This window comes from Thalassospira sp. (genome assembly GCF_030690045.1).
In the GTDB taxonomy this organism is placed as follows: domain Bacteria; phylum Pseudomonadota; class Alphaproteobacteria; order Rhodospirillales; family Thalassospiraceae; genus Thalassospira.
The window spans coordinates 1-24,494 of the sequence record NZ_JAUYHK010000022.1; the positions used below are offsets into that span (position 1 = coordinate 1).

Here is a 24,494-nt window from a genome sequence, read left to right on the forward strand (position 1 = left end):
CTACAATGTCAAAGAACTAATCAAAATCTTCCAAGGACCGAAGCCCCGCACCAACGTCAACACCGCAGTTCCCTGCGCCGCACCCCGTCGGTGGAGGCGGGTTATAGGTCCCATACCCATAACTGTCAAATACCTTTTTGAAGTTTTTTGTGCTTTTTCGTCGATGTTTTTTTCCACCCCCGAAACGGTCCGCACAAACCCTGATGTTCAGGCACATTTTGTCGCGTTCGGGTTTATCAAAACGATCTGTCGTCTTCACGCCTGATCCTTGAAATGAACAGGTTTCCCCGACAAAATCCGAAGAATCCATTATGGAGTCCAATGGCTTCAGCATCGAAACGACCCAAAGGGCGTGTAAAACGCCACAGGATTTTCGCTTTTTTATCATAAAGAACGGGCGTAAGAGATTTTGCGTCGGCGTTCTGGCCCCTGCCAGCCGTCGCCAGATTGATTTCCGTATTAACCGAGCAAGACAAGGCAGCCCATCGTGATCCGCATCCCGCATATTATCGCCCATCGTGGTGCTTCGATCGAAGCACCGGAAAACACCCTTGCCGCCATTCGTGTGACGTCGGCCCGCGGGGCACGCTGGATCGAATGCGATGTGACGCTGACATCGGACGGGGCCTGTGTGCTGTTTCATGATGACACCCTGGAACGCACCAGTACCGGCCATGGTGTCATCGGCCATCACGATCTGGCCAGCCTGCGTGCCCTTGATGCCGGAAGCTGGTTTTCCGACATATATATAGGTGAACGGATTCCGACCCTTGAAGACGCCTTTGATACGCTGGCCGCCCTTGAGATGGGGGTTAATCTGGAAATCAAGCCATCGGGCTGTGATCCGGTTGCCTTATGCAAGGAAGTGGCAAAGCGCATCGGACAACGACGTGATGTACCGGTTTTGCTGTCCAGTTTCGATGATGGTGCCGTGGCGGTCATCCCCGATCTGTTACCCGGCATTCCTTGTGGCTGGCTGGTCGAAGAGATTCCGGTCAACTGGCAGGAACGTTATCAGGCCCTGAACGCCCGCGCCCTGCATTGCGATCATAAAAGCCTGACCCGGGCGCAAGCAGAGGAAGTTGTCGCAGCCGGGGTGCCGTTGGTCTGCTATACCATCAATGATCCGGTACGTGCCGCCGAACTGTTTGACTGGGGCGTGACATCGGTGATTACCGATGATCCGGCGCGCATGATTGCAGCGATCCCCCGCCCACCAGCATAATAGCATTTGACTGACCGGTGCGGTCATAGCCCCGGTTTCCCTTTTGACAGACTGATTGGCCCCATGACGGACAGCCCCGATAGCGCCCCGACGCCGCCGCTTTTCCCCAATAACCGGATCAGACGCCATTTAAGCGAGCTGTTTCGCCTTGCCCTGCCGGTGGTAATTGCCCGGCTGGGCATGCTGATCATGGCGGTGGTCGATACCATTATTGTCGGCAATTATGACAGCGCCGGGCTGGCCTATCTCAATATCGCCCATGCGCCTTTTACATCTTTGATGGTGACGGGCATCGGATTGCTGACCGGGGTGATGATCATGACATCGCACGCCAATGGCCGCGACAATCCGCATGAAGCGGGCATGGTCTGGCGCAGCTGTTTCCCCTATGCGATTTTGATCGGCATATTGTTTGCCGTGATATCGTGGCAATCGGAATGGATTTTCATCCTGAGCGGCCAGCCCGACGACATTACCGCAAACGCTACATCGCTGGCAAAAATCCTGGCAATCAGCATGCCTGCGGCAATGATTTATATCGCCTGTTCGTTTTTCATGGAGGGGCTGCAACGCCCCCTGCCCGGCATGGTGATGATGATCATCGCCAATGTCATCAATCTGATCCTTGATTATGTGCTGGTTTATGGCGCATTTGGTGCACCGGAGATGGGTGCCGCCGGGGCGGCATGGACATCAACCATCATCCGCTGGATCATGGCCGGGTCGATGCTGCTTTATATATTGTGGATGCGCGACCATCATATCTTTGCCCTGCGTGCCGGGTTTCGCGGCTGGTGGGCGCATTCCCGCCCGGCGCGGAGCATGGGTTATGCCGCTGGTGCCAGTCAGGGCATGGAAACCGCCTCATTTGCCACGATGCAGCTTTTTGCCGGGCGTCTGGGCGTGATCGGAGCGGCCAGTTATGGCATCACCATGACGATGCTGGCCCTGATGTTCATGATTGCGCTGGGTCTGGCATCGGCAACATCGGTGCGGGTCGGCATGGCCTATGGCAGACGGGATCGCGCCGATATGGCGCGGGCCGGATGGGTCGGTATTGTCACCACCATGGTGGTGATGTTTTTGATCAGCCTGCCGCTTTATGCCTTTCCCGATCTGGTATCGCGGCTGTTTAGCCAGGATGCCGTGGTGATTGCCACCACCGCCGGATTGCTGGTGTTGATGCCGATCATTTTCCCGACCGATGGCGGACAGAATGCCACCATCAGTGCCTTGCGCGGGGCCGGGGACAAATGGGCCCCGACGGCGCTGCATATGTTTTCCTATATCGGGGTAATGGTACCAACCGGCTATTACCTGACCTTTGTCCGCGATATGGGGGTGGCCGGGTTATTCTGGGGCATTGTGATTGCCAGTCTGGTCGCGGTCAGCGGCCTTGCCATCCGGTTTCGGATCGTCTCGCAACGCCCGATCAGTCCTTACCAACGCTGATTGCCGCTATCGACGGGCGGCGGCCAGCTTCATTTTCGGCATTAACACATCACAAAACGGCAGGACCAGCGTATCAAACGCCGCCGCCGCCCGGTGGGCATCAATGCGGATGATATGCTGTTCCATATCGCGCCGGGTGGCAAAGGGGCCAAGCGGGGCCAGTTCCGGCAAGGCGGCAATCAGGGCCTCATAAAAGGCCGATTGGTCATCGCTGACACGGTTTTCGACCAGGTTGCCCAGATGATTATACAGCGCCATCGCCAGAAACCAGCGGCAATAAGGCATCAAACCTTGCAAGATTTCGGCGCGTTGTTGCGGTTGCGCATATTGTTGCAAATCGGAATCCAGCCACACCGCATGCTGCACCCCGGCAATAAAGGCATTGCGATGGGCCGGGTGGGCCTCATTGAAAAACAGTGTGCTTAACCAGCCCGACAGATCATCAAGGGCGGCGCGGCGCGATTGCGGGCTGGCCGATGGACCATATTCCAGCACCGGCATCGGCGGTTGACCGGCCATCGCCAATGCGGCCAAAGCCGGGTCGAGCACCGCCGCCGCCAACCATGCCTGATGCCAGAGGCGCATCGGGCGAAAAAACGGTTCCTTTTCCGCGCCCCCGGCCTCGATCCAGCTTTCAACCAGATGCGCACGGCCCAGGGAAATACCGATCCGCAAGCTGTCTTCAAAGCTCAGCCCGCCGCGCGCCAAAGGCACGCCCAGCATATCATCCAGCAAGGGCAGGCCGCACAGCACATGATCCATGCGCAACCCGGCCCCGACCGGCGGATAAAACGACGCTGCATCGCCATGACCGGCCACTGCACGGGCATGAGACCCCATCCGCCCCCAAAAAACCAGCCGCACCGGTTCGGCCCGTTTGCGCCAGAGCGGGCGGGTTTCCTGCCAGCTTGCCGTTTCAAAATCGGCCAGCGGGATCGATTTGGCCAAGCGTGCCAGCGGCTTGGCCAGTGCCGCATCCAGCCCCGCCACATCGCCAAGATGCGCCAGCGACAATCGCCAGCCCGGCTGTTCATGGGGATGACGGTCCAGCCACAAAAGCGCAAACCCGTCAGAACCCGCACGTTCCGCCGCAGGCACCACCAGATCGAAAAACAGCCTCAACGCATCGGGAATAGCAGGCACAGCCTGATCAGGCAGCGGATCGCCGACCATAAAACTTCGGATGGTGACATCCTCACCATCCGGGCGGTCTGCGAAAAACGGCGGCAGGAACCCGGCATAATCATCGGTCGGTGCGAAAATATCGGTCATAAGACCCCTGAAATCAGATTGCGCCACATCCCGGCTGACAAAGACCATTCGCGAAACCTGATAAACAAGCTCCCGTCAACGGTCAATGCCCGAAGGCCACGCAAGGACGTCAGGCATGGGTCAGACCGGCATGACCAAGACTGGCCTCGCGATAGACCGAAGGTGGCATGGCGACAAGGCGACGAAAATCGCGGCTGAAATGGGCATTGTCGGTAAAACCGCACCAATAACCGATTTCGCCGACAGAAAGTCCGGTGCCATTCAACAGACGGCACGCCTCGCGCACCCGCGCCAGACGCAGCAAATCGGAAAAACGGGTATTGGCCGCCTGCAAGCGGCGTTGCAAGGTGCGGGCCGAGGTCTCCATCAGCGCGGCAACATCATCAATTGTCCAGCCCCGCCCGATATCCTGTTCCAGGATCGCACAAAGTTTTTTGGCAACCGGCCGCATCGCCCCATAACCCGGCGCAGTGGCTGGCATATTGGCCATAAAGGGATAGCCCGACAAAACCGGCGTAAAGCTTTGCCAGCGCATCCGCCAGCGCAAGGCCCGCCCGGCCACGCTGCTGACCTTGACCAGCTTGCCATTGCGGATCATCGTTACCGGCGCACCGTGCGAGGGTAATAACGTCGCGGTCAGGCCTTCGGCCCCGGTGGCTTCAAGCAATCCGGCAACAAACCCCAGCAAAACCAGATTTTCCACTCGCGCCGGGGCTTGCCCGCGCACCGTGCCGCGATGCATGGTCAGGGACCGGCTGGTGACCTGATATTCCGTTCGCCCGCGGGCATGGGAATATCCTTCCAACCGCCGCCAGCGATCGGCGATCAGGGTTGGTGTGCCGCCATGCCGCAGCATCGTCAGAACCGGCGCCTGTTCCTTGAGTGCAAGATGACGACCCAGCTTGACCAACACATAAGGCCCTGCCGTTTCTTCAAGCCGCAACAGGACACTGCGCAAACGGCCTGCAGTCATCACCGTGCCATCGGGCACCAGATCATACCCCTGCGGCAACCACGCCAGTTGGCGGATCAGGGCGGCGTGAAGGCCAAAGGCAATAAATTCCTGCATCAACCCAAACCAGATAAATCACAATGGCGCGATCATACAAACATATCGCCGCACCGTCACCCGACACTTCAAAATGTCACGAAGCTGTTACAAACCGCATGAATCAGACGTGACCTTGCGATGTCTGATATTCCATGCAAGGCTGTCTTTGATACGGTCTTTTTTCAAAACGGGATGTGGTTTGTGATTTCTGTGCTGTTTGTCTGCACCGGCAATATCTGTCGGTCGCCCACCGCCGATGGTGTGTTCCGCGATCTGGTGCAAAAAGCCGGTCTGGCGGATCAAATCATGGCGGATAGTTGCGGCACCACCGCCTTTCATGTCGGCGAAGCACCCGATCCGCGCAGTTGCAAAATGGCAATCAGCCGGGGCTATGATTTATCGATGCTGCAGGCGCGTAAACTTGCGCACCGTGATTTTTCCGGCTTTAACTATATTCTGGCGATGGATGACGGACATCTGGCCGAATTGGCCCGCCAATGCCCGGTGGAATACCAAAATCGCATCAGGCTGTTTCTGGATTTTCATCCCGAACGCCGGGGGCAGAGCGTCCCCGATCCCTATTATGGTGGCGCATCGGGTTTTACGCAGGTTTTCGAGATGATCGAGGAAACAGCACAAGCCCTGCTGATCCATATTCGCCAGCAACACGACATATGAAAGGGCCGCCGCAAGGCGGCCCTTTGACATCATTTTCCGGAATTAACGGCCAATCATCGCAAAAAATTCGCGCCGGGTGATCGGATCATCGCGGAACGCGCCCAACATGCGGCTCGTCACCATCGAGACCCCGGTTTTATGGATACCGCGTGTGCTCATACATTGGTGATTGGCGTCAATCACCACGGCAACGCCCAGCGGATCCAGTTCTTCCTGGATCGTGTTGGCGATTTGCGCCGTCATTTTTTCCTGGATTTGCAGGCGTTTGGCATAGACCTCGACAACGCGGGCCAGTTTGGAAATGCCCACCACCCGGCGGCGCGGCAAATAGCCGACATGCGCCACACCAATGATCGGCACCATATGATGTTCGCAATAGGATTCCATGCGGATATCCTTCAGCACCACCATTTCGTCATAACCATCGGTTTCTTCAAAGGTCCGGCGCAAAATCTCGCCGGGGTCCTGATTGTAACCGGCAAAAAATTCGCCGTAAGACCGCACCACACGATCAGGCGTGCCCTTCAATCCCTCGCGGTCGGGATCATCTCCGGCCCAGCGCAACAAGGTGCGCACAGCCTGTTCGGCTTCTTCGCGGCTCGGACGTTCTGTTGTGCGGTTATCGCTGCACATCTTTTCCTCTTTCAACTTTTGTCCTGAACGGATATCTGCCCTGACCCCGATACGGATGACAAAACTAATTCACAGATGCGCGACCATGCGGACTGTCGAGCGAAAAGGCCGGAATCGCAATATGGAAATGATGACCTTCCATATCGGTCATTTCATAGGACCCGACCATAAAGCCGCTGGGTGTGGCAAGCGGTGCACCGCTTGTATAGTCAAACCTTTCGCCTGCGGCCAGAACCGGTTGTTCACCAACTACGCCTTCGCCGACCACTTCCTGGGTCGTGCCCCGGCCATCGGTAATTTTCCAGTGACGGTTCAAAAGCTGGACCGTCTGGTTCCCGCGATTTTCAATCACAACACGATAGGCCCAGACATAACGATGGCTGTCGGGGTCTGACTGTTCATCAAGGAAGACCGGCTGAACCGCCACCCTGATGTTATGTGTCGTGGATTCATACATTGCGCAACTCCGGTCTGTTCGTCGTCTTGTCTGTCACATTTAGACAGTCACGGAACATTTTGCCACCACCACATGATAAAAAAACGGCCCGCATAAACGGGCCGCCTTTATCGGATCGGGCCTGTCTTGCAAGATTATACGCGCAAGGCCGCCAACAGATCTTCTTTCAGATCATCAATATCTTCAAGGCCGACTGACAGACGCAACATGCCTTCGGTAATGCCCATCGCAATCTTGTCGTCGCCCGGCACACGTTGATGGGTTGTCGTCCACGGATGGGTGGCAAGGCTTTTGGCATCGCCTAAATTGTTCGATATATCGATCAGTTGCAGGTTATCCAGCAGCGAAAATGCTGCCTGTTTACCGCCGGCCAGTTCAAGGGCGATCAACCCGCCGCCCCGGCCCGACATTTGTTTCATTGCCAGATCATGCTGCGGATGGCTGGGCAGGCCGGGATACAGAACCTTTGAAATCTGCGGCTGCTGTTCCAGAAATTCGGCAAGGGCGGCGGCATTGCGAATATGGGCGTCCACCCGCAAACCAAGGGTTTCAAGGCCCTTTAACAACACCCAGGCGTTAAACGGGCTCATGCTTGGCCCGGTATGGCGCAAAAATGTCGTCAGATGGGTATCGTGCCATTCCTTGTCGTTAAACAGGATTGCCCCGCCCAGACAGCGCCCCTGACCATCGATATGTTTGGTCGCAGAATACACCACAATATCCGCACCCATCTCGATGGGGCGTTGCAGAATCGGGGTGGCAAACACATTATCAACCACAACCTTTGCCCCCGCCTTGTGGGCAAGGTCGCTGATAAAGGCGATATCAATGATCTCAAGCGTCGGGTTGGACGGCGTTTCCAGAAACACCGCATCGGCCGGTTTGCTGAGCGCCTTGGCCCAGGCATCGTGATCGGCCCCGTCCACCAGTTCGGTTTCAACGCCAAAACGCGGCAGCAAAGTGGTCAGAATAAATTCACACGACCCGAACAGGGCGCGCGAACCGACAACACGCCCGCCCGCCTTTGTACAGGCCGCCAACGCATTCCACACCGCCGACATGCCCGATGCCGTTGCCCGGCAATGGGCCGCACCTTCGATCATCGCCAGACGTTCTTCAAACATCGCAACGGTCGGATTGGCAAAGCGGGAATAGACAAAACGTTCCGGGCCGGTCCCGTCAAACGAGGCTTCGGCCTCGGCGGCACTGTCATAGACATAGCCGGAATTCATAAAGATGGCTTCGGAGGTTTCGCTAAAGGCACTGCGTCTGGTGCCGCCACGGACCGCACGGGTTGCCGCGCGCCAGCTATCGGAAGCCTTTTTTTCGGTCGTCATCGTCCTGCTCCTGCGTGTCTCGCGCATCATAAGGGCTGCGGACACAAAAAAACCCTGACCAGCAAAGTTGAGTCAGGGCGGCGATGCCTTCCTGTCCTCTTTAGCGGTTTTTTACGTGGCCGCAAGCCGGTCGACAAATCCCACGAACCAGCGCAGACTACGCCTTGCCGGGGCGACCGTCAAGAACCGCGATATCCTGCCGCAACGCTTTCATCCCACCGAAAATTCACGCAATGGTGAAAGCAGTTCATAAGCATCTGGCAGATTTTCCTTCTAAGCTGTGATCATATCGCAAACAACAAGTGGCATGACACCGCCGCAAGGATCGCCTTATGACCGCACAACCACCATCCGGGACCGGCCCCATGACCTCTTCGCCTTCCGACATTCCCCCGACAAACGGCCCTGAAACCGGATCAAAAACCGCTCGCCCGGGCTGGCTTAAAATGATTCCGGTTGCTGTTTTGCTGGCCGGTCTGGCGGCGGCGTATTTTTTAGGGGTGCTGGATTATCTGTCCTTTGAGGCGCTGCGCGAAAATCGCGACACGCTGCAACAGGCCGTCGCCACGTCGCCGGTTCTCAGTGTTCTGATTTTCATGGCGATCTATGCGGTCGCGGTCGCCCTGTCGCTGCCCGTCGGATCGCTTCTGACCATTACCTGCGGGTTTTTGTTCGGGGTCGCCAGCGGCACATTCTATGTTGTGATTGCCGCCACCATCGGGGCCACCGCCCTGTATCTGGCGGCACGTTATGCCTTTTATGATGTCATGCACGCCAGGGCGGGAGGCGCCATTCGCAAGATGGAGGCCGGATTTGCCGAAAATGCCTTCAGTTACCTGATGGTTTTACGTCTGGTGCCGCTGTTTCCGTTCTGGCTGGTCAATCTGGTGCCGGCCCTGCTCGGGGTCAAACTGCGCGATTTTGTTCTGGGTACCGCCCTTGGAATCATTCCCGGCAGTTTTGTCTATATCTCGATCGGCGATGGTCTGGGGGCTATTTTTGACCGCGGAGAAACGCCCGATCTGGGCATTATATTTGAACCCCGCATCCTCACCCCGATCATCGGGCTGGCCGTTCTGGCCCTGATGCCGGTTGCCTATAAAAAATTCCGCCATCACCTGTCCCGAAAGGTCTGATCCATGCACGATGATCTGATAAAAACCGATATCTGCGTCATCGGGGCCGGGTCGGGCGGCCTGTCGGTTGCCGCCGGGGCGGTTCAGATGGGGGCAAAAGTCGTCCTGATTGAAAAGGGCAAGATGGGCGGGGATTGCCTCAATACCGGCTGTGTCCCGTCCAAGGCCCTGCTGGCCGCCGCCCATGCCGCCGATACGGCCCACAAGGCATCGGCACTGGGCGTTGCCGCCGGGCCGGTTTCGGTCGATTTCGACGCCGTGATGCGCCATGTTCACGGTGTGATAGCCCAAATTGCCCCCCATGATTCGGTCGAACGGTTTGAAAAACTGGGCTGCACCGTGATCACCGCCGAGGCCCGCTTTACCGGAACCGCCGAAGTGATGGCAGGCGGAACGCGCATTGCGGCCAAACGGTTTGTCATTGCCACCGGATCACGGGCCGCGATTCCGCCGATTCCCGGCCTGGACGATGTGCCATTTTTCACCAATGAGACAATCTTTGAAAACCGCACCTGTCCCGACCATCTGATTGTGATTGGTGGCGGGCCGATCGGCCTTGAAATGGCGCAGGCCCACCGGCAATTGGGGGCAAAGGTCACCATCGTTGAAATGTTCACCATCCTGCCAAAGGATGACCCCGATCTGGTCGCCATCGCCCGAACCGCTATCGAGGAAAACGGCATCAGCCTGTATGAAAATGTCAAAACCCGCCGGGTTGAAAACCACAATGGCGCAATCCGGGTGGTGATTGACCGCGATGGTGCCGAAATCACCCTTGAAGGCAGCCATTTGCTGATTGCCACCGGTCGGCGGCCCAATGTCGAAAATCTGGGGCTGGAAAATGCCGGTGTCACATTTTCCCCGCGGGGTATTGAGGTCGATGCCCGCTTACGCACCGATAACCACAAAATTTTTGCGATTGGCGATGTCACCGGTGGCCTGCAATTTACCCATATGGCCAGTTACGACGCCGGAATTGTCATTCGCAATGCCCTGTTCCGCCTGCCCGCAAAGGTCAATCACAGTGCGGTGCCGTGGGTGACCTATATCGACCCTGAAATCGCCCAGGTCGGCCTGACCGAACAGGATGCCCGCAAAATGCACGGCGATGCGATCCGCGTTCTGCGTTGGGATTACGGCGACAATGACCGGGCGCGCGCCGAAAACCGCACCACGGGCTTTATCAAAGTCATCACATCCGCACGCGGGCGCATTCTGGGAGCCGGGATTGTCGGCCATCAGGCGGGCGAACTGATCGGGTTATGGTCACTGGCGATCAGCCAAAAGATGAAAATAGGCGCGATTGCCAGTTTTATCGCGCCCTATCCGACCTTGGGTGAAATTTCCAAACGTGCGGCGGGTTCCTTTTATACCGCCAGCCTGTTTGGCGAAAAAACCCGCAAAATCGTGCGATTTTTGCTGCGATTCGCCTGAAATGCCCCGAACCGGCATGACCCGTCAGCCTCTTGAAATAAAGTGCAATTTCAACCCTTGCACGGTAATCTGAGGCAATGGAACGCCCGCATCTCAGATTGCCCCCATGGGCCAAATCACTATCGGCCCGGCTTCTGGTGCTGACGGTCGGTTTTGTCATGCTGGCCGAAATCTTTGTCTTTGCCCCCTCTGTCGCCCGATTTCGCGTGGACTGGCTGAAAGCCCATCTGGATTCGGGGTATCTGGCGGCACTGGCCCTTGAAGCCACCCCCGATCAGATGATTTCCGACGATCTGACCAAGGAATTGCTGTCGAATGCCGGGGTACATGCCGTGGTATTGCGCGGTGATGGCCGCAAATTGCTGTTGCAACTCGATGATATGCCCACCCGCATCGACCGCGACATTGACCTGACGGTCTTTTCAATCCCGGTCGCCCTGCATGATGCCTTCGATTCCCTGATCCAGACCGACAATCGCATGTTACGGGTTGTCGGTATGCCGTCGATGGCCCCGAATTTTGAAATCGAAATTCTGATCCGCGAAGCTCCGATGGTCCGCGCCATGCGGGATTTTGGCTGGCGGGTGATGGGATTGTCGCTGGTGATTTCGTTTTTCACCGCCGGGCTGGTGTATTTCGCGCTGAATTATCTTTTGGTGCGGCCGATGCGGCAATTCACCCGCGACATGATCCGATTTCGCAGCAATCCGCAGGATCCCGGCAATGTCATCATCCCCGATGACCGCGACGATGAAATCGGCGTCGCCCGCCACGAACTGGCCCAGATGCAACACGATATTCAGGCGATGCTCAATCAGCGCCGCCGTCTGGCCGCCCTTGGCAGTGCCGCGGCCAAGGTCAGCCACGATTTGCGCAATGCGCTGGCAACTTCGATGCTGATGACCGAAAAACTCGCCAACAGTGCCGATGAAGAAGTCCGCGCTGTCGTGCCGCGCCTGTTATCATCAATGGAACGCGCGATTTATATCAGCGAGCAAACCCTGTCCTATGCCCGCGAAGCCCCGCCCAGCCTTGATATTTCGCGATTCACCCTGCGCGAATTGTTTGAGGAATGCCGCGAACAGATCCTTGATGTCGTTCATGCCAACCGCATCGTAACAACCGATCACGAACAAGACCCCTGCACCGCCCATATTGATCTCGACATTGCCGATAATCTGGTGATCGAGGCCGATTACGATCAGTTGTTCCGGGTTTTTGGCAATCTGGTGCGCAACGCCCTTGAAGCCGGGGCCAAAACCATCCGCATTGCGGCCCGCCCGGTTGAAGCCTCCCCTGAAACCGCATCTGGCCCCTCATCGGCGATGATCGACATCACCATCGCCGATGATGGCCCCGGCCTGCCGGAAAAGGCGATCAAGAACCTGTTTGTGCCCTTTGCCGGAAGCGCACGCAAAGGCGGCACCGGGCTTGGCCTTGCCATTGCGCGGGAGCTGATCAACGCGCATGGTGGCAATTTGCGCCTGAAATCATCCGGCCCCGATGGGACCGCCTTTGCCATCCGGTTGCCCGTAATAACGTCACCGGGAAATCAATAGATTAAATCTATCGAAAAATACTTCATTATCGATTTCACCAAGATTAAGTATTCTGCCACAGTGTCCTCAAGCGATACCGGGCAGCAATCCCGATCCCCCGATCCGCTCCTGACCCCTGCGGTCCGGTATCGCCAAATTCCCGATCCCTGACCCGATCACCGGCCCGGTCGTTTGAAGTTCTGGCGGGCGTGGTCAATTTCGGTCCGGATCACACAATCCCCGACGTGATCATTGATCAGGCCCATCGCCTGCATAAAGGCATAAACCGTCGTCGGCCCGACAAATTTCCAGCCCCGCTTTTTCAATTCCTTTGACAGGGTGATCGATTCCGCCGAAACCGATGCGCTTTGCGGTGGGACAGGATTTTTTGCATCCGGTTCATAGCGCCAGATAAAAGCCGCCAGCGATCCTTCGCGTTTAACCATTTCCTGCGCCCGTTGCGCATTATTGATCACCGCCTCGATCTTGCCACGATGCCGCACAATACCGGCATCGTTCATCAAACGATCCACATCACGTTCGGTAAACTCGGCAATCCGGTCAAAATCGAAATCATGGAATGCGGCGCGGAAATTCTCGCGCTTGGCAAGTATGGTGCGCCAGCTCAACCCCGACTGAAATCCTTCCAGACACAATTTTTCAAACAGGCGATGATCATCCCCGACCGGAAACCCCCATTCGGTATCATGATAATGGAAAAATTCCGGTGCCGACCCGCACCAGCGACAACGTGGTTGCCCATCCGGCCCCTCTATCGTCGCGGTCATTGGCCACCATCCAGCAGAAAATCCAGCCGCGCATCGGTTCTGGCCGGGGTGATTTCGATAATGTCTGCCATAACAATTTTTTCTGCGACAAAGGGATCTTCATTCACCCTGTTTCGCAGGTCAGATAGGGCCGTATTATGGGCAATAATCGCCCCGCCCGTCCGGGGCTGAAGACTACCTGACAGAACGAAAACACCATCGTCAAAACCACGTTTAAGCCATGCGTTGTGGCCGTCCATAAACTGGCCCGCCTGATCCCGGTTGTCGGAAAATTCAAGTAAAACAACAAACATCTGACTGTCTCCTGATCCAGATCACGCAGAAGGCACGGCATTTTGTATGCAGGACTGCAACCAGCCCTGCATGTCTGCAACTTCCTGCGCGATGAATTTTTCGTCGTGAAAGGCACTTGCCAGCGTCGCCACTCCCTGACTGCGCGCCAGAAGATGCATCGCCAGCCCATCCGCATCATCTGTGCAACCCAGCAAGCTGAACTGCCTGCACAACCACGCCCGAAACAGCGAGAACAATTTGTTGGCATCGCCCAGTGCAGCATGTTCCAGCTTGGCAAGTTCTGAACACAGCGTGCCAACCGGACAGCCATAGCGTTTGATTTTGTCCTGATTGACGATCAGGATTCCGATAAAACTGCAAATACGGGCGGCGGGGTCATTCCCGTTGCTTTCCCATTGATCCAGCATCTTGCGGGTATTGGTCAGGCGGGCATCAATCACGGCATCCAGAATGTCATCCTTGGATTTGAAATGATGATAAAAATTTCCCCGCGAAATCCCGACGGCATCGGCAATATCGGAGAACGACGTATGCTCGAACCCCTGCCGGTAAAACAACTGATCGGCAGCCGCAATAATCCGGTCGCGCGTTGTCATGTCCTTCATGGAAAACACCTGTCCACCAAAATCACGCCAGATTAGGACAACCATCCTAATAAAGCTGAAATTAGGACGGTCGCCCTATTCTGTCAAGCGTCAGACAGATGCGAAGTACCAAACCCGGGATTCCGGAAAATGGGTGGATAGGGTTAATCGCGCCAAAAAGCCGGGAAAAACAGCACCAGAACGGTGAAAACTTCCAACCGCCCGATCAACATGCCAATCGACATCAGCCATTTCGCCCCGTCCGGCAGGGTGGCAAAGTTGCCCGACGGACCAACAATCGGGCCCAAACCCGGGCCAACATTGGCAATCGCCGTCCCGGCACTGGAAACCGCAGTGATAAAATCAAGCCCCATCGCGCCAAGGCTTGCCGCCAGCACGACAAAGCAAAATACAAACAAAAAGAAGAAACTCAGAACCGATTCCGTCACATCTTCGGACAAGGGTTTGCGGTTGTAATAAGCAATGAAAACGCCATGCGGACGCAACATATGATTAAGCTGCACCTTGGCGATTTCATACAGAACCTGAAGACGGAAAATCTTGACCCCGCAGGTGGTCGATCCGGCACAGCCGCCAATAAACATCACAAAGAAAAACACCGTCACCGCAAACGGCCCCCACAGGCCGTAATCGGTTGTGGCATAACCGGTGCCGGTCATCACCGAAATGATGTTAAATGCCGAATAACGAAGGGCAGTCAGGAACGCGACATCGTTGGTGCTGGAATGCCAGAACGCCACGGTCAGAATAACCGTCAGGGCAATGGCCACAAAAGTCCGAACCTGCCCATCCTGAAACAGCGAAAACGGCCGACCACGCAATGTTTGCAAATACAGGATAAAAGGCAAGGCTCCTGCGGCCATACCCAGTGTGATAATCACGTCAATTGCCGCATTGTCAAAATGCCCGACCGAGGCATCCCTGGTCGAAAATCCGCCGGTCGCCACCGTCGTCATCGCATGGGCAATGGCGTCAAAGCCGGGCATTCCCGCCCACCACAACAAAATGGCGCATAACACTGTAAAGCCAAGATACAACATGGCAATACCCACCGCGATCTGGGTCGCACGCGGAAAGGCCTTGTCTGACTTGTCTGAGTTTTCCATGCGGAACAATTGCATCCCGCCAACGCGCAACATCGGCATCACCGCAATCGCCATCACAATGATCCCGATCCCGCCCAGCCATTGCAAAAGCGCCCGCCACAGCAAAATCCCCGGTGCCGCCCCGTCCAGCCCGACAATCACCGTCGATCCGGTGGTCGAAATGCCAGACATCGCCTCGAAAAACGCATCGGTATAGCTCATATCCAGATCGGAAAAGGCAAAAGGCAAGGCGGAAACCGCCGTCAGAACCAGCCAGCTTGCCGTCGTCAGGATAAAAGCCTGTCGCGATGTGAATTTCAAATGATCGGTACGGTTCATCATGATCAGGGCACCGCCAATAAACAGCGATACCGCCGATGCCGCCGAAAAAACCAGCCAGTCCGGATGACCGTAATACAAATCGACCAGCGCCGGGATGACCATGCCAATCGCCAGCGTACTCAGCAAAATGCCGATGATGAAAAGAATCGGTCGAAAATCAAGCAAGGAAAAGCCTCATCTCACAGCGACGGTATGCGCCATTTCGCAATCCCGGCATGTGATTCCCCCATTTTGCCATTGTTCCTGCCATTCACCGGCAGGGTACCCTTCGGGGGACTCCCCGATTTCAGGAAGGCGGATTCTTGGTCAAAGCCCGTAAAATGTCCAGTTCTTTCACATCAACCCACAAATCGTCATTCGATGGTTGGCAGGATTGTGCATTGCGGGCTATACCCCATCAACACATATCACCGCCATCAGAAAGTCCGTTCCGTGATGCCCGAATTTGCCAAAACCTATATTCTGACCATTACCTGCCCCGATACATTCGGGATCGTTGCCGGTGTGACCAGCTTTCTGGCAGCCGAAGGCGCCTTTGTCACCAAGCTCGAACAGTTTGGCGATCCGGAATCAAAACGGTTTTTCATGCGGGTCAAATTTGAAACCGGGCAAACCTTGCGGACCGAGGCCGAATTTACCGACAAATTCACCCCGATTGCCGGGAAATTTGCCATGCAGTGGCAATTGCACGATTTCCATCGCAAACCCAAGGTCTTACTGACGGTGTCCAAATTCGGCCATTGCCTGAATGATTTGCTGCACCGGGTCGCCTCGAACAATCTGCGCATCGAAATCCCCGCCGTGGTATCCAATCACGAAGACATGCGCGGCATCGTCGAATGGTATGGCATTCCCTATTACTATCTGCCCGTTACCAAAGACGACAAAACCGCACAGGAAACCCGGCTTCTGGACCTGATTGGCGAATATCAGGCCGATCTGGTCGGGCTGGCGCGCTATATGCAGGTACTGTCAACCGATCTGTGCCGCGAACTCGAAGGCCGCTGCATCAATATCCACCATTCCTTCCTGCCCAGTTTCAAGGGGGCCAAACCCTATCATCAGGCCCATAAACGCGGGGTCAAGCTGATCGGGGCGACGGCGCATTATGTCACCGCCGAACTGGACGAAGGCCCGATCATTCATCAGGCGGTGGAACGGGTGGATCACACCATGACCGCCGAAGACATGGTGGAAATCGGCCGCGATATTGAATCGGTGGTGTTTTCCCGCGCCATCCAGATGCATTGCGAACACCGTGTTTTTCGCAATGCCCACAAGACGGTTGTCTTCCGGCGCTAAAACATCCGGTATGTTCCCGGCACGATGTCAGAAAGAGTCAGGTTTGCCTGCCAATCGTCTTATGGTGCAAACCTGACTTTTCCCATATATTGACGCCATTATCCAAATGGCCGCCATAAAACGGAAATTGCCTGTGCCCGGAAAAAAACTGCATTTTGTTGTCGGTCTGTGTGTGTTGCTGGCCCTTGGATTTCTGACCACCAGTCTGGTCAGTTTTTTTGTGGCGCGTAATTCCCTTCAGGAACAGATCGCCGAAAGCACCCTGCCGCTGACCAGCGATAATATCTATTCTGAAATTCAGCGCGACCTGTTGCGGCCGATCTTTATTTCGTCCCTGATGGCGCATGATACCTTCATGCGTGACTGGACGCTGGCAGGCGAGGAAAACAGTGACCAGATCACCCGGTATCTGAGTGAAATCCAAAGCCGCTACGAAACCATCACCGCGTTTTTTGTGTCCGAGGCCACCCGGCGCTATTACCACACCAGCGGGGTTCTGAAACAGGTTTCCGAGGATGACCCGGCCGATAGCTGGTATTTCCGGGCGCGGGACATCAAAGAACCTTTTGAAATCAATGTCGATCAGGATACCGCTGACCGGTCGCGCCTGACGATTTTTGTCAATTATCAGGTGCGTGATTATCAAAACCAGGTGATTGGCGTGGCCGGTGTCGGTCTGTCGGTCAATTCGGTCACCGCCCTGATCGAAACCTATCAACAACGTTATGGTCGCGACATTTATTTTGTCGACCGGCAAGGCAATATTACCCTGCATGGCAGCGGCTTTGGCAGCGAAAAAACCCTGCACGACCGACCCGGCTTGCGCCCGCTGGCAATGCAAATTCTGACGTCGCCGGGCACCTCCCTGACCTATCAGGATGGTGGCGAGACGATTTTCGTCAACAGCCGCCTGGTGTCGGAATTTGGCTGGTTGCTTCTGGTCGAACAGCATCAGCATATTGGCGATCAGAAAATTGAAAATACCCTGTTATTCAATATGGTCATTTCGCTGGGCATCACGATTCTGGTCGGGTTGATTGCCTATTTCACGGTGCGCAATTATCAAAAACGCCTTGAAGACATGGCCTCCCTCGACAAACTGACCGGGGCCTGCAACCGGCAGGTTTTCGATATCGTCTTTGACAATGTCGTCAAAGCCTGCCAGCGCCGCAAGGAAGGCGTTGCGATGGTCTGTCTCGATATCGATGAATTCCGGGACGTCAACGATACCTATGGTCATCCCGGCGGCGACATTGCGCTGCGTGAAACCGCCAATATTATCCGCAACCTGATGCGACCGGTCGATACGCTGTGCCGGTGGGGTGGCGATGAATTCATCCTGTTAATGCCCGCCACCTCCCTTGCCGAAGCAACCGCAAAAACCCGCGAAATCGCCGATACCATCCGTGAAAATGCCGTGCGCTATGGCCGCGACAATATCCGCATCACCATCAGCGCCGGGGTCAGCGAACACCGCGAAGGTGAAAGCCTGTCCACCCTGGTCTCGCGTGTCGATAACGCCCTTTACAGTGCCAAAAAATCCGGCCGCGATCATATCGAACAGGCCTGATCGGCCCCCATATGACAACAAAAAACGGCCCCGCAAAGGGCCGTTTTTCAGGGTCTGTTTTCAATCACGGCAATGCCGGTCAGGCAATCGATGCCTCGGCGATTTGCACCGCATTCAGGGCCGCCCCCTTCAGCAACTGGTCGCCGGCAACAAACAATTCCAGACCATGATCGCCGAAAATCAGATTGGTGCGAATGCGCCCGACTTCGACGTCATATTGTTCGGTCGCGGTCAAGGGCATCGGATACAGCTTGTTGGCCGGATCATCCACCAGCTTGACCCCTTTGGCCTTGGCCAGAACCTCGCGTGCGGCCTGCGGCGTCACCACTTTTTCGGTTTCAATCACGATCGATTCCGAATGGGTGCGTTCGGTCGGAATCCGCACCGCCGTGCAGGAAACGGCAAGGTCCGGTTCGCCGAAAATCTTGCGGGTTTCCCAGGTGACTTTCATTTCTTCGCGGGTATAGCCATTATCCTGGAACGTATCGATATGCGGAATGACGTTAAAAGCCAACGGATGGGCAAACACCTCCGCCGGAACTTTCTCGCCGCGCAAACCGGCAGCCAGACCTTCACGCAATTCGGTCATGCCCGGCTGTCCGGCCCCGGATGCCGCCTGATAGGTCGATACAAAAACCTTCTTCAGGCCAAAGGCCTGATGCAACGGCCACAATGCAACGGCGGCAATCGCCGTGGTGCAATTGGGGTTGGCAATCAGTTTGGCGGTTTTCGCCAGATGACCATTGATTTCCGGCACGATCAACGGCACGTCATCATCAAGACGGAACGCCGATGAATTGTCGATCACAAGGGCACCCTTGGCAATCTGCGGGGCAAATTCCTTGGCGAACTCACCGGAAACAGCCAGAAAAACGATGTCGCACTGTTTGGCTTCTTCAACCGAAAACAGCGCGATGGTTTTAGTGCCGTATTTGGTCTCCACGGTCTTGCCTGCCGAACGCTCGGACGCGAACAGGGTGAGTTCACCCACAGGGAACTTGCGATCAAACATAACATTGATCAGCTCGACGCCAACCGCACCGGTTGCGCCGATGACACCGACATGGAGATTTTCGGCACTCATAATAACTGTCTATCCTCGCATATTTGTTTGGGTCGTTTTCGACTGCCGCGATTATTCGCGGGGGCGCATTATAGGGGTTTTGGCCGCTGACGCAAATGCAGCGTGATGCAATGCTGATCTGCCCTGCATGCTTATGCCCCAAACGCCTGCCGACGGGAATTGTTCCAACCGTTTTTGCCGCTGCGGCGCAACTTTCAACCACGATGCCGCAAGGTAATCCAGATAAAAAACAATCCGCCCACCAGGCCGGTAATAATGCCAATCGGCATGTCTTCGGGTTTCAGAATGGTGCGTGCCGCCACATCGGCCCAGATCAGGAAAATCGCCCCGCCCAGCCCGGCCAGTGGTAACACCCGACGATGATCCGCCCCCGCCAGTTGCCGGACAATATGGGGCACCATCAGGCCGACAAAACCGATCATGCCACTGACCGAAACCATGGTGCCGGTAACAAGGGCGCAGATCACAAAAAGCTGCAATCGCACATTGCCCACCTCGATTCCCAATGTCGCCGCCGTTTCTTCCCCCGACATCAGAGCATTCAAATGCCGGGCACGAAATTGCAAATACAGCAGCCCGACCATCAGAACCCCGACCGGAAACCACAAATTTTGCCATTGCGCCGTGCCCAGCCCGCCCAGCATCCAGAACACCACCACATGCGATGCCCGATGATCGGCCATGAAAATCAGCAAGCTGGTCATCGCCCCCAGCACAAACGATACCGCCACACCCAGCAAAATCAGCCGGTCCGGCGTCCCGCCACTGCGCCCGGCCAGACCGGCAATGATCATCGTCGCCAGCAAGGCCCCGGCAAACGCCCCCAGCGGCAGGGTCATCCCCCCAAAAATCATGCCGATATGCAGCAACACCACAACCGCCCCCATCGCCGCCCCGGAACTGACCCCCAACAAATGTGGATCGGCCAGTTTGTTACGTGTGATACCTTGTAAAACCGTGCCAACCACCGCCAGACCCGCCCCGACAATCGCCCCCAGAACCACCCGGGGAAACCGGATGTCCCAGACAATGCTGTCGCGGCCCTTGCTCCAATCGGGGACAAGCAAATCGGGCCAGACATGATGCAGGGCAATTTTCCAGACCTGCAAGGCCGGGATCGGCACCGGACCAAAGGCCACGGCAAAGGTAATGCTGAGCAGCAACACCACCGCCAGCGCGGCCAAAAGCAGCCCCAAAGAACAATCGCGCAAGGTCCGTTTCATTTTCATGTCATCTGTCACTAAAATCAGGAATGACCGGCCCGCCCGGCAAACCCGGCGATCGGCATCGGGTAGGCCTGCCAAAGGGGCCGGTCATCCTGTCTGGCCGCATCAAAACGGCCAAACCCTAAAATGCCGATGGATAAAAAGCGCGGGCCAGCTTGCCAATCGCCGACAAATTACGCGGCCCCGGTGTCGCCTCGTCATATTCCAGCACGACAAAGCGGTCATGACGCACCGCATCGATATTGGCAAAGGCCGGGTTGGATTTCAGATAGGCAATTTTCTGATCGGCGGTGATCGTACCGTAATTGACGATGACGATGATTTCCGGATTACGTTCGATCACGGTTTCCCAGCCCACACGGGTCCAGCTGCTTTCGACATCATCGACAATGTTTTTGCCGCCCGCCGCCTCGATCATCGCGGTCGGCATGGCATATCTGGCGGCGGTAAAGGGCCGTTCTTCGTCGCTGTCATAGACAAACACCCGCAAATCCTGGCCGGTTTTTGCAGTATGGGCAGTAATATCGGCCAGTTCGGCACGATACCCCGCCACCAGCTTTTCCGCCCGGTCACGCACATCAAAAATGGTGCCAAGGTTAAGCAGATCGGCAAACATGTCTTCCATGCTGACATGCGGCTTGGTCATGATATGGATGCAGGATTCACCCAGTTCATAGACATTGATCCCGAACGGGGCGAGGGTTTCGGGCGTCACATCGCCGCCAACCTTCATGCCGTAATTCCATCCGGCAAAATAAAAATCGGCATCCGCGCCCAGCAAAACTTCCTTGGACGGATATTTTTCCGCCAGTTGCGGAATATCGCCCAGCCGCCCCTGCAAGCCCGGCGTGATTTTGTTCCAGCCGCTAATCCCGGTATAGCCCACCATATGATCCTGAAGCTCCAGCGCCAGCATCATTTCGGTAATATTGATGTCATGGCTTACGGCGCGTTTGGGGGCCTGATCAAAGGTCACCTCGCGGTCACAACTTTTGACCGTCACCGGATAGGCCTGTGCGGCATAAGGGGCAGACAGGGTAAAAACAGACGCAATAACGGCGCTGATCGCATATTTTTTCATGGATTTGGTTCCTGAAACGAAAGGAAAATCAGATCAATTGGGATCGAATGTGATGCGCAGCCGCCCGGTAAACGGGTGGGTGTCGCACAGCGCATTGACGCCATAAACCTTGCGGATCAAATCCGGGGTCAGAACATCATCCGGATTGCCCGATGCCACCATCCGGCCATGATCAAGGCAATACAGCCGGTCGCAATAGGTCGCCGCAATGTTCAGATCATGGATCGAGGCAATCACCGTCATCGGCAAATCGCGCACCAGCCGCAAACATTCAAACTGATAACCGATATCAAGGTGATTGGTCGGTTCATCCAGAATCAGCAATTCCGGTTGTTGCGCAATGGCGCGGGCCAGCAGAACCCGCTGTTTCTCGCCACCCGAAAGGCTGGCAAAATCCCGATCTGCCAGCGCCCGCACCCCGACGGTTTCCATCGCGTCAAAAACGATCTCGCGGTCGCGGCGATTGCTCGCCGCCCAGCCGCTTTGATGGGGAATACGGCCGGTTTCCACAACTTCGCAGGCCCGCAAACCGAAATCGGCGGGAAATTCCTGCAACACAACCGCCACTTTGCGGGCAAAGGCGGCGGCTGAAATCGCCCAGATATCCTCACGATCAATCCGGACCGATCCGGTGGTCGGTTGCACAAACCGGTATAACAGCCGAAGCAGGCTGGATTTCCCCGCCCCGTTCGGGCCGATAATGCCGATAATGTCCCCCGGTTCCGCCATCAGCGAAATCGTGTTCAAAATGCGATGACCGTCTTCTTCCCATCCCAGCCGGTCGGCACGCAGGGCCACCCCGCCCGATCCGGCAAACGACGCCGGTTGCGGATCGGAAAATCTGGGACGTGGCGGATGAAGGGCGCGAAGGGTCCTGACAAGCTGCATCAGATGATCCCCCCGGCATAACCGGCGGGACCATCGGGGCAACGTGCCCGACTCGCCATAAAAAACGGAATAAAAGCCAAAGACAGCGAAATGCCGCACCATGCGGCCCGCCTGCCCGGCAAAGGCAAAACAGTCATCTCATCCTCCCCCGGGACACCCCGCCCGGTCCGGTATGCACATATCGCAGGCAGGTCTCCTGACTGACGGGTCATTGCGGAACAATCGCCTTCCCGGATGCCGGTCAGACCGGCGTTCCAGTGGGTATTGATTGTCCGCTCGCCGCCTACAGTTGCGGGGGCAGTCACGGTTGGGCCATCCGGATCATCGAAATGGCCGTCGTGTTCCCTTTTCAGACCGGCTGTTGCCATCCGGTCACCTTCGATGGGTCTACAATGCCCATCCGGGTTACGGGCGTCAATTTTTAAATCAAACATCATCACATCGGACACATCGGCATACCGCAGTTAGTGTTATGTTATAACATAACACTAACTGCCAGACAAAACACCCATTGTCCAGCCTCTGTTTGATTTGGAAAAATCAGGCCTCAGTCGCGCCAGAACGCCGGCAACAACAACACCAGCAGGGTTTCAAATTCCAGCCGCCCCAGGACCATGGCGACATTCAATACCCATTTTGCACTATCGGGCAGGGGTTGAAAATTCCCTGCCGGCCCCACAACCGGCCCCAGACCCGGCCCGACATTGGCAAGGGCGGTTGCCGCCGCACTCATCGCCGTGACCAGATCCAGCCCCGCCAGTCCCAGCGCGACACTGACCCCGATATAGCTGATGGCCAGAAAAAACACATAAACCGTGACGGCATTATAAATGTCGGATGTGATTTCATGATTGTCGATATGACTGACCACTACCGCACTGGGGCTGCGCAACCGGGTGAAATGGGCACGCAGGCCCGAAAACACCACATAAAGCCGGAACATCTTGAAACCACCCGATGTCGATCCGGCACAGCCGCCAATAAAGGTGGCAAAGAAAAACAGCATGATCGCCGCCGGGCCCCATTCCAGATAATCACCCGAGGCAAACCCGGTGGTCGTGATCACCGAAACCAGATTGAACGCCGCCATCGTCACGGACCGTAAAAATCCGTCATCGGAAATATGCAACAGCCGGATGGTCAGCAAGGCGGTGAAAAACGTAATGATCAGCAACAACAGACGAATTTGCGTATTGTGCATCATCGGCGCAAAGCTGCGTTTGCGTACCAGAACGGCATAGGCGGTAAAGGGCAATGCACCCGCAATCATAAACACCGTGCCAACCCAGTGCAGGGCAAGGCTTGACTCAAATTTGGCAAAGGACATGTCAGACGTGGAATAGCCGCCGGTGGCAAGGGTGGACATGCCATGATTGATGGCGTCAAACCAGCTCATGCCGAACACACGATACAACACCATACAGATCAGGCTGAGAATGCCGTAAATCATAACGATTTGCAGGCACATCTCGCGGATGCGCGGGCTGAGTTTTTCGGACCGGTCGGAACTTTCCATCTGAAAAAGCTGCATCCCGCCGACCCGCATCATCGGCAACAGGGCAAGGGCGGTCACAATAATGCCAATCCCGCCCAGCCATTGCAGCAAGGACCGCCACACCAGCAATCCCGGCGCCATGTCATCCAGACCGGTCAAAACCGTCGACCCGGTGGTCGTCAGGCCGGAAACCGTTTCAAACACCGCATCGGTAAAGCTGAGATCAAGCGACGAAAACCACAGCGGCAGCGCCCCGGTGACACTGACCGCGATCCACGAAAACGCCGTCAGGACATATCCCTGACGCGGGCTGACGCGCGGCCCGATATCGGACCGGCAGGCCAGACATACCATGCCACCAAGGCCAATGGTAATCGCCGCGGCCTGGGCAAAAATCTGCCAGTCGGCATTATCGTAATACAGATCGACCATCGCCGGGACCACCATGGCCCCACCGATGATAATCACCATTGTCCCGACAATAAAAAAAATCGGTTGCAGCCGTAACAAAGCAACACCCA

At 56.2% G+C, this 24,494-nt stretch carries 23 protein-coding genes and 2 riboswitches; of the genes, 8 read left to right on the top strand and 15 right to left on the bottom strand.

Annotated features, from left to right (window positions below):
- Positions 1–487: 487 nt before the first annotated feature.
- Both Q8O73_RS19000 and Q8O73_RS19005 read left to right on the top strand, forming a co-directional pair.
- Positions 488–1,225 carry a glycerophosphodiester phosphodiesterase family protein gene (locus Q8O73_RS19000; RefSeq protein ID WP_305559782.1) on the top strand — a complete coding sequence of 246 codons (738 nt, stop codon included), beginning with the start codon at positions 488–490 and terminating at the stop codon, positions 1,223–1,225.
- Positions 1,226–1,288: 63 nt separating this feature from the next.
- Positions 1,289–2,677: an MATE family efflux transporter gene (locus tag Q8O73_RS19005; protein ID WP_305559783.1), complete on the top strand. Its 1,389-nt coding sequence runs from the start codon at positions 1,289–1,291 to the stop codon at positions 2,675–2,677.
- 6 nt (positions 2,678–2,683) lie between these two features.
- Here Q8O73_RS19005 and Q8O73_RS19010 read toward each other — a convergent pair whose 3' ends face one another.
- Both Q8O73_RS19010 and Q8O73_RS19015 read right to left on the bottom strand, forming a co-directional pair.
- Positions 2,684–3,949, bottom strand: coding sequence for a hypothetical protein (locus tag Q8O73_RS19010; RefSeq protein WP_305559784.1), 1,266 nt, complete (start codon positions 3,947–3,949; stop codon positions 2,684–2,686).
- A gap of 109 nt (positions 3,950–4,058) precedes the next feature.
- Entirely contained in the window at positions 4,059–5,018 is a 960-nt protein-coding gene (locus Q8O73_RS19015) for a helix-turn-helix transcriptional regulator (RefSeq protein ID WP_305559785.1), read from the bottom strand.
- A 120-nt stretch (positions 5,019–5,138) separates the two neighbouring features.
- Between Q8O73_RS19015 and Q8O73_RS19020 the strand changes: the two genes are divergently transcribed.
- Complete coding sequence (locus Q8O73_RS19020; protein ID WP_371135112.1) at positions 5,139–5,678, top strand: low molecular weight protein-tyrosine-phosphatase; 540 nt, start codon at positions 5,139–5,141, stop codon at positions 5,676–5,678.
- A gap of 42 nt (positions 5,679–5,720) precedes the next feature.
- On the opposite strand, the gene folE is transcribed toward Q8O73_RS19020, so the two are convergent.
- The 3 genes from folE to metZ form a co-directional block, all read right to left on the bottom strand.
- The gene (gene folE / locus Q8O73_RS19025) at positions 5,721–6,311 is read right to left on the bottom strand and encodes a GTP cyclohydrolase I FolE (protein ID WP_305559786.1); all 591 of its coding nucleotides are present in this window, start codon (positions 6,309–6,311) and stop codon (positions 5,721–5,723) included.
- A 64-nt stretch (positions 6,312–6,375) separates the two neighbouring features.
- On the bottom strand, positions 6,376–6,768 hold the full coding sequence (apaG, locus tag Q8O73_RS19030) for a Co2+/Mg2+ efflux protein ApaG (RefSeq protein ID WP_305559787.1): 393 nt from the start codon (positions 6,766–6,768) through the stop codon (positions 6,376–6,378).
- A 134-nt stretch (positions 6,769–6,902) separates the two neighbouring features.
- Complete coding sequence (gene metZ / locus Q8O73_RS19035; protein WP_305559788.1) at positions 6,903–8,105, bottom strand: O-succinylhomoserine sulfhydrylase; 1,203 nt, start codon at positions 8,103–8,105, stop codon at positions 6,903–6,905.
- A 79-nt stretch (positions 8,106–8,184) separates the two neighbouring features.
- Positions 8,185–8,259, bottom strand: a riboswitch (SAM riboswitch).
- Between the two features lie 211 nt (positions 8,260–8,470).
- Between metZ and Q8O73_RS19040 the strand changes: the two genes are divergently transcribed.
- The 3 genes from Q8O73_RS19040 (at position 8,471) to Q8O73_RS19050 (ending at position 12,234) form a co-directional block, all read left to right on the top strand.
- A complete protein-coding gene (locus Q8O73_RS19040; protein ID WP_305559789.1) occupies positions 8,471–9,241 on the top strand; it encodes a TVP38/TMEM64 family protein in 771 nt (256 codons plus the stop codon).
- 3 nt (positions 9,242–9,244) lie between these two features.
- On the top strand, positions 9,245–10,675 hold the full coding sequence (locus tag Q8O73_RS19045) for an NAD(P)/FAD-dependent oxidoreductase (protein ID WP_305559790.1): 1,431 nt from the start codon (positions 9,245–9,247) through the stop codon (positions 10,673–10,675).
- A gap of 77 nt (positions 10,676–10,752) precedes the next feature.
- Entirely contained in the window at positions 10,753–12,234 is a 1,482-nt protein-coding gene (locus Q8O73_RS19050) for a HAMP domain-containing sensor histidine kinase (RefSeq protein ID WP_305559791.1), read from the top strand.
- Positions 12,235–12,389: 155 nt separating this feature from the next.
- Here the strand turns inward: Q8O73_RS19050 and Q8O73_RS19055 are convergent, their stop codons facing one another.
- The 4 genes from Q8O73_RS19055 to Q8O73_RS19070 all read right to left on the bottom strand — a co-directional run bounded on the left by Q8O73_RS19055 (position 12,390) and on the right by Q8O73_RS19070 (position 15,492).
- Positions 12,390–13,001, bottom strand: a complete 612-nt coding sequence (locus Q8O73_RS19055; RefSeq protein WP_305559792.1) for a DNA-3-methyladenine glycosylase I — start codon at positions 12,999–13,001, stop codon at positions 12,390–12,392.
- Positions 12,998–13,294: a YciI family protein gene (locus Q8O73_RS19060; protein WP_305559793.1), complete on the bottom strand. Its 297-nt coding sequence runs from the start codon at positions 13,292–13,294 to the stop codon at positions 12,998–13,000. Before Q8O73_RS19060 ends, Q8O73_RS19055 begins: the two co-directional genes overlap by 4 nt.
- 21 nt (positions 13,295–13,315) lie before the next feature.
- Positions 13,316–13,900, bottom strand: coding sequence for a TetR/AcrR family transcriptional regulator (locus tag Q8O73_RS19065; protein WP_305559794.1), 585 nt, complete (start codon positions 13,898–13,900; stop codon positions 13,316–13,318).
- A 143-nt stretch (positions 13,901–14,043) separates the two neighbouring features.
- Positions 14,044–15,492 (bottom strand): TrkH family potassium uptake protein, encoded by a 1,449-nt coding sequence (locus tag Q8O73_RS19070; RefSeq protein ID WP_305559795.1) that lies wholly within the window; start codon positions 15,490–15,492, stop codon positions 14,044–14,046.
- Positions 15,493–15,762: 270 nt separating this feature from the next.
- Between Q8O73_RS19070 and purU the strand changes: the two genes are divergently transcribed.
- Both purU and Q8O73_RS19080 read left to right on the top strand, forming a co-directional pair.
- Positions 15,763–16,629 (top strand): formyltetrahydrofolate deformylase, encoded by an 867-nt coding sequence (gene purU, locus Q8O73_RS19075; protein ID WP_305559999.1) that lies wholly within the window; start codon positions 15,763–15,765, stop codon positions 16,627–16,629.
- A gap of 133 nt (positions 16,630–16,762) precedes the next feature.
- Complete coding sequence (locus tag Q8O73_RS19080; RefSeq protein ID WP_305559796.1) at positions 16,763–18,199, top strand: sensor domain-containing diguanylate cyclase; 1,437 nt, start codon at positions 16,763–16,765, stop codon at positions 18,197–18,199.
- A gap of 79 nt (positions 18,200–18,278) precedes the next feature.
- Here Q8O73_RS19080 and Q8O73_RS19085 read toward each other — a convergent pair whose 3' ends face one another.
- The 6 genes from Q8O73_RS19085 to Q8O73_RS19110 all read right to left on the bottom strand — a co-directional run bounded on the left by Q8O73_RS19085 (position 18,279) and on the right by Q8O73_RS19110 (position 24,444).
- Positions 18,279–19,283 carry an aspartate-semialdehyde dehydrogenase gene (locus Q8O73_RS19085; RefSeq protein ID WP_305559797.1) on the bottom strand — a complete coding sequence of 335 codons (1,005 nt, stop codon included), beginning with the start codon at positions 19,281–19,283 and terminating at the stop codon, positions 18,279–18,281.
- A 194-nt stretch (positions 19,284–19,477) separates the two neighbouring features.
- Complete coding sequence (locus Q8O73_RS19090) at positions 19,478–20,512, bottom strand: iron ABC transporter permease (RefSeq protein WP_305559798.1); 1,035 nt, start codon at positions 20,510–20,512, stop codon at positions 19,478–19,480.
- A 118-nt stretch (positions 20,513–20,630) separates the two neighbouring features.
- Positions 20,631–21,590, bottom strand: a complete 960-nt coding sequence (locus Q8O73_RS19095) for an ABC transporter substrate-binding protein (protein WP_305559799.1) — start codon at positions 21,588–21,590, stop codon at positions 20,631–20,633.
- A gap of 33 nt (positions 21,591–21,623) precedes the next feature.
- The gene (locus Q8O73_RS19100; protein WP_305559800.1) at positions 21,624–22,478 is read right to left on the bottom strand and encodes an ABC transporter ATP-binding protein; all 855 of its coding nucleotides are present in this window, start codon (positions 22,476–22,478) and stop codon (positions 21,624–21,626) included.
- On the bottom strand, positions 22,478–22,615 hold the full coding sequence (locus Q8O73_RS19105) for a hypothetical protein (RefSeq protein ID WP_305559801.1): 138 nt from the start codon (positions 22,613–22,615) through the stop codon (positions 22,478–22,480). The genes Q8O73_RS19100 and Q8O73_RS19105 overlap by 1 nt, the downstream gene beginning before the upstream one ends.
- Positions 22,616–22,646: 31 nt before the next feature.
- A riboswitch (cobalamin riboswitch) is annotated at positions 22,647–22,873 on the bottom strand.
- Positions 22,874–23,025: 152 nt separating this feature from the next.
- Entirely contained in the window at positions 23,026–24,444 is a 1,419-nt protein-coding gene (locus Q8O73_RS19110) for a TrkH family potassium uptake protein (protein WP_305559802.1), read from the bottom strand.
- Positions 24,445–24,494: the final 50 nt, after the last annotated feature.

Coding starts and splice junctions, on each gene's coding strand:
- purU (WP_305559999.1), top strand. CDS start 15,763: ATGCCCGAATTTGCCAAAACCTATATTCTGACCATTACCTGCCCCGAT.
- Q8O73_RS19060 (WP_305559793.1), bottom strand. CDS start 13,294: ATGTTTGTTGTTTTACTTGAATTTTCCGACAACCGGGATCAGGCGGGC.
- Q8O73_RS19055 (WP_305559792.1), bottom strand. CDS start 13,001: ATGACCGCGACGATAGAGGGGCCGGATGGGCAACCACGTTGTCGCTGG.
- Q8O73_RS19090 (WP_305559798.1), bottom strand. CDS start 20,512: ATGAAAATGAAACGGACCTTGCGCGATTGTTCTTTGGGGCTGCTTTTG.
- metZ (WP_305559788.1), bottom strand. CDS start 8,105: ATGACGACCGAAAAAAAGGCTTCCGATAGCTGGCGCGCGGCAACCCGT.
- Q8O73_RS19110 (WP_305559802.1), bottom strand. CDS start 24,444: ATGGTGATTATCATCGGTGGGGCCATGGTGGTCCCGGCGATGGTCGAT.
- Q8O73_RS19010 (WP_305559784.1), bottom strand. CDS start 3,949: ATGACCGATATTTTCGCACCGACCGATGATTATGCCGGGTTCCTGCCG.
- Q8O73_RS19065 (WP_305559794.1), bottom strand. CDS start 13,900: ATGAAGGACATGACAACGCGCGACCGGATTATTGCGGCTGCCGATCAG.
- Q8O73_RS19005 (WP_305559783.1), top strand. CDS start 1,289: ATGACGGACAGCCCCGATAGCGCCCCGACGCCGCCGCTTTTCCCCAAT.
- Q8O73_RS19095 (WP_305559799.1), bottom strand. CDS start 21,590: ATGAAAAAATATGCGATCAGCGCCGTTATTGCGTCTGTTTTTACCCTG.
- Q8O73_RS19105 (WP_305559801.1), bottom strand. CDS start 22,615: ATGACTGTTTTGCCTTTGCCGGGCAGGCGGGCCGCATGGTGCGGCATT.
- Q8O73_RS19020 (WP_371135112.1), top strand. CDS start 5,139: ATGTCTGATATTCCATGCAAGGCTGTCTTTGATACGGTCTTTTTTCAA.
- Q8O73_RS19100 (WP_305559800.1), bottom strand. CDS start 22,478: ATGCAGCTTGTCAGGACCCTTCGCGCCCTTCATCCGCCACGTCCCAGA.
- Q8O73_RS19040 (WP_305559789.1), top strand. CDS start 8,471: ATGACCTCTTCGCCTTCCGACATTCCCCCGACAAACGGCCCTGAAACC.
- folE (WP_305559786.1), bottom strand. CDS start 6,311: ATGTGCAGCGATAACCGCACAACAGAACGTCCGAGCCGCGAAGAAGCC.
- Q8O73_RS19085 (WP_305559797.1), bottom strand. CDS start 19,283: ATGAGTGCCGAAAATCTCCATGTCGGTGTCATCGGCGCAACCGGTGCG.
- Q8O73_RS19015 (WP_305559785.1), bottom strand. CDS start 5,018: ATGCAGGAATTTATTGCCTTTGGCCTTCACGCCGCCCTGATCCGCCAA.
- apaG (WP_305559787.1), bottom strand. CDS start 6,768: ATGTATGAATCCACGACACATAACATCAGGGTGGCGGTTCAGCCGGTC.
- Q8O73_RS19045 (WP_305559790.1), top strand. CDS start 9,245: ATGCACGATGATCTGATAAAAACCGATATCTGCGTCATCGGGGCCGGG.
- Q8O73_RS19050 (WP_305559791.1), top strand. CDS start 10,753: ATGGAACGCCCGCATCTCAGATTGCCCCCATGGGCCAAATCACTATCG.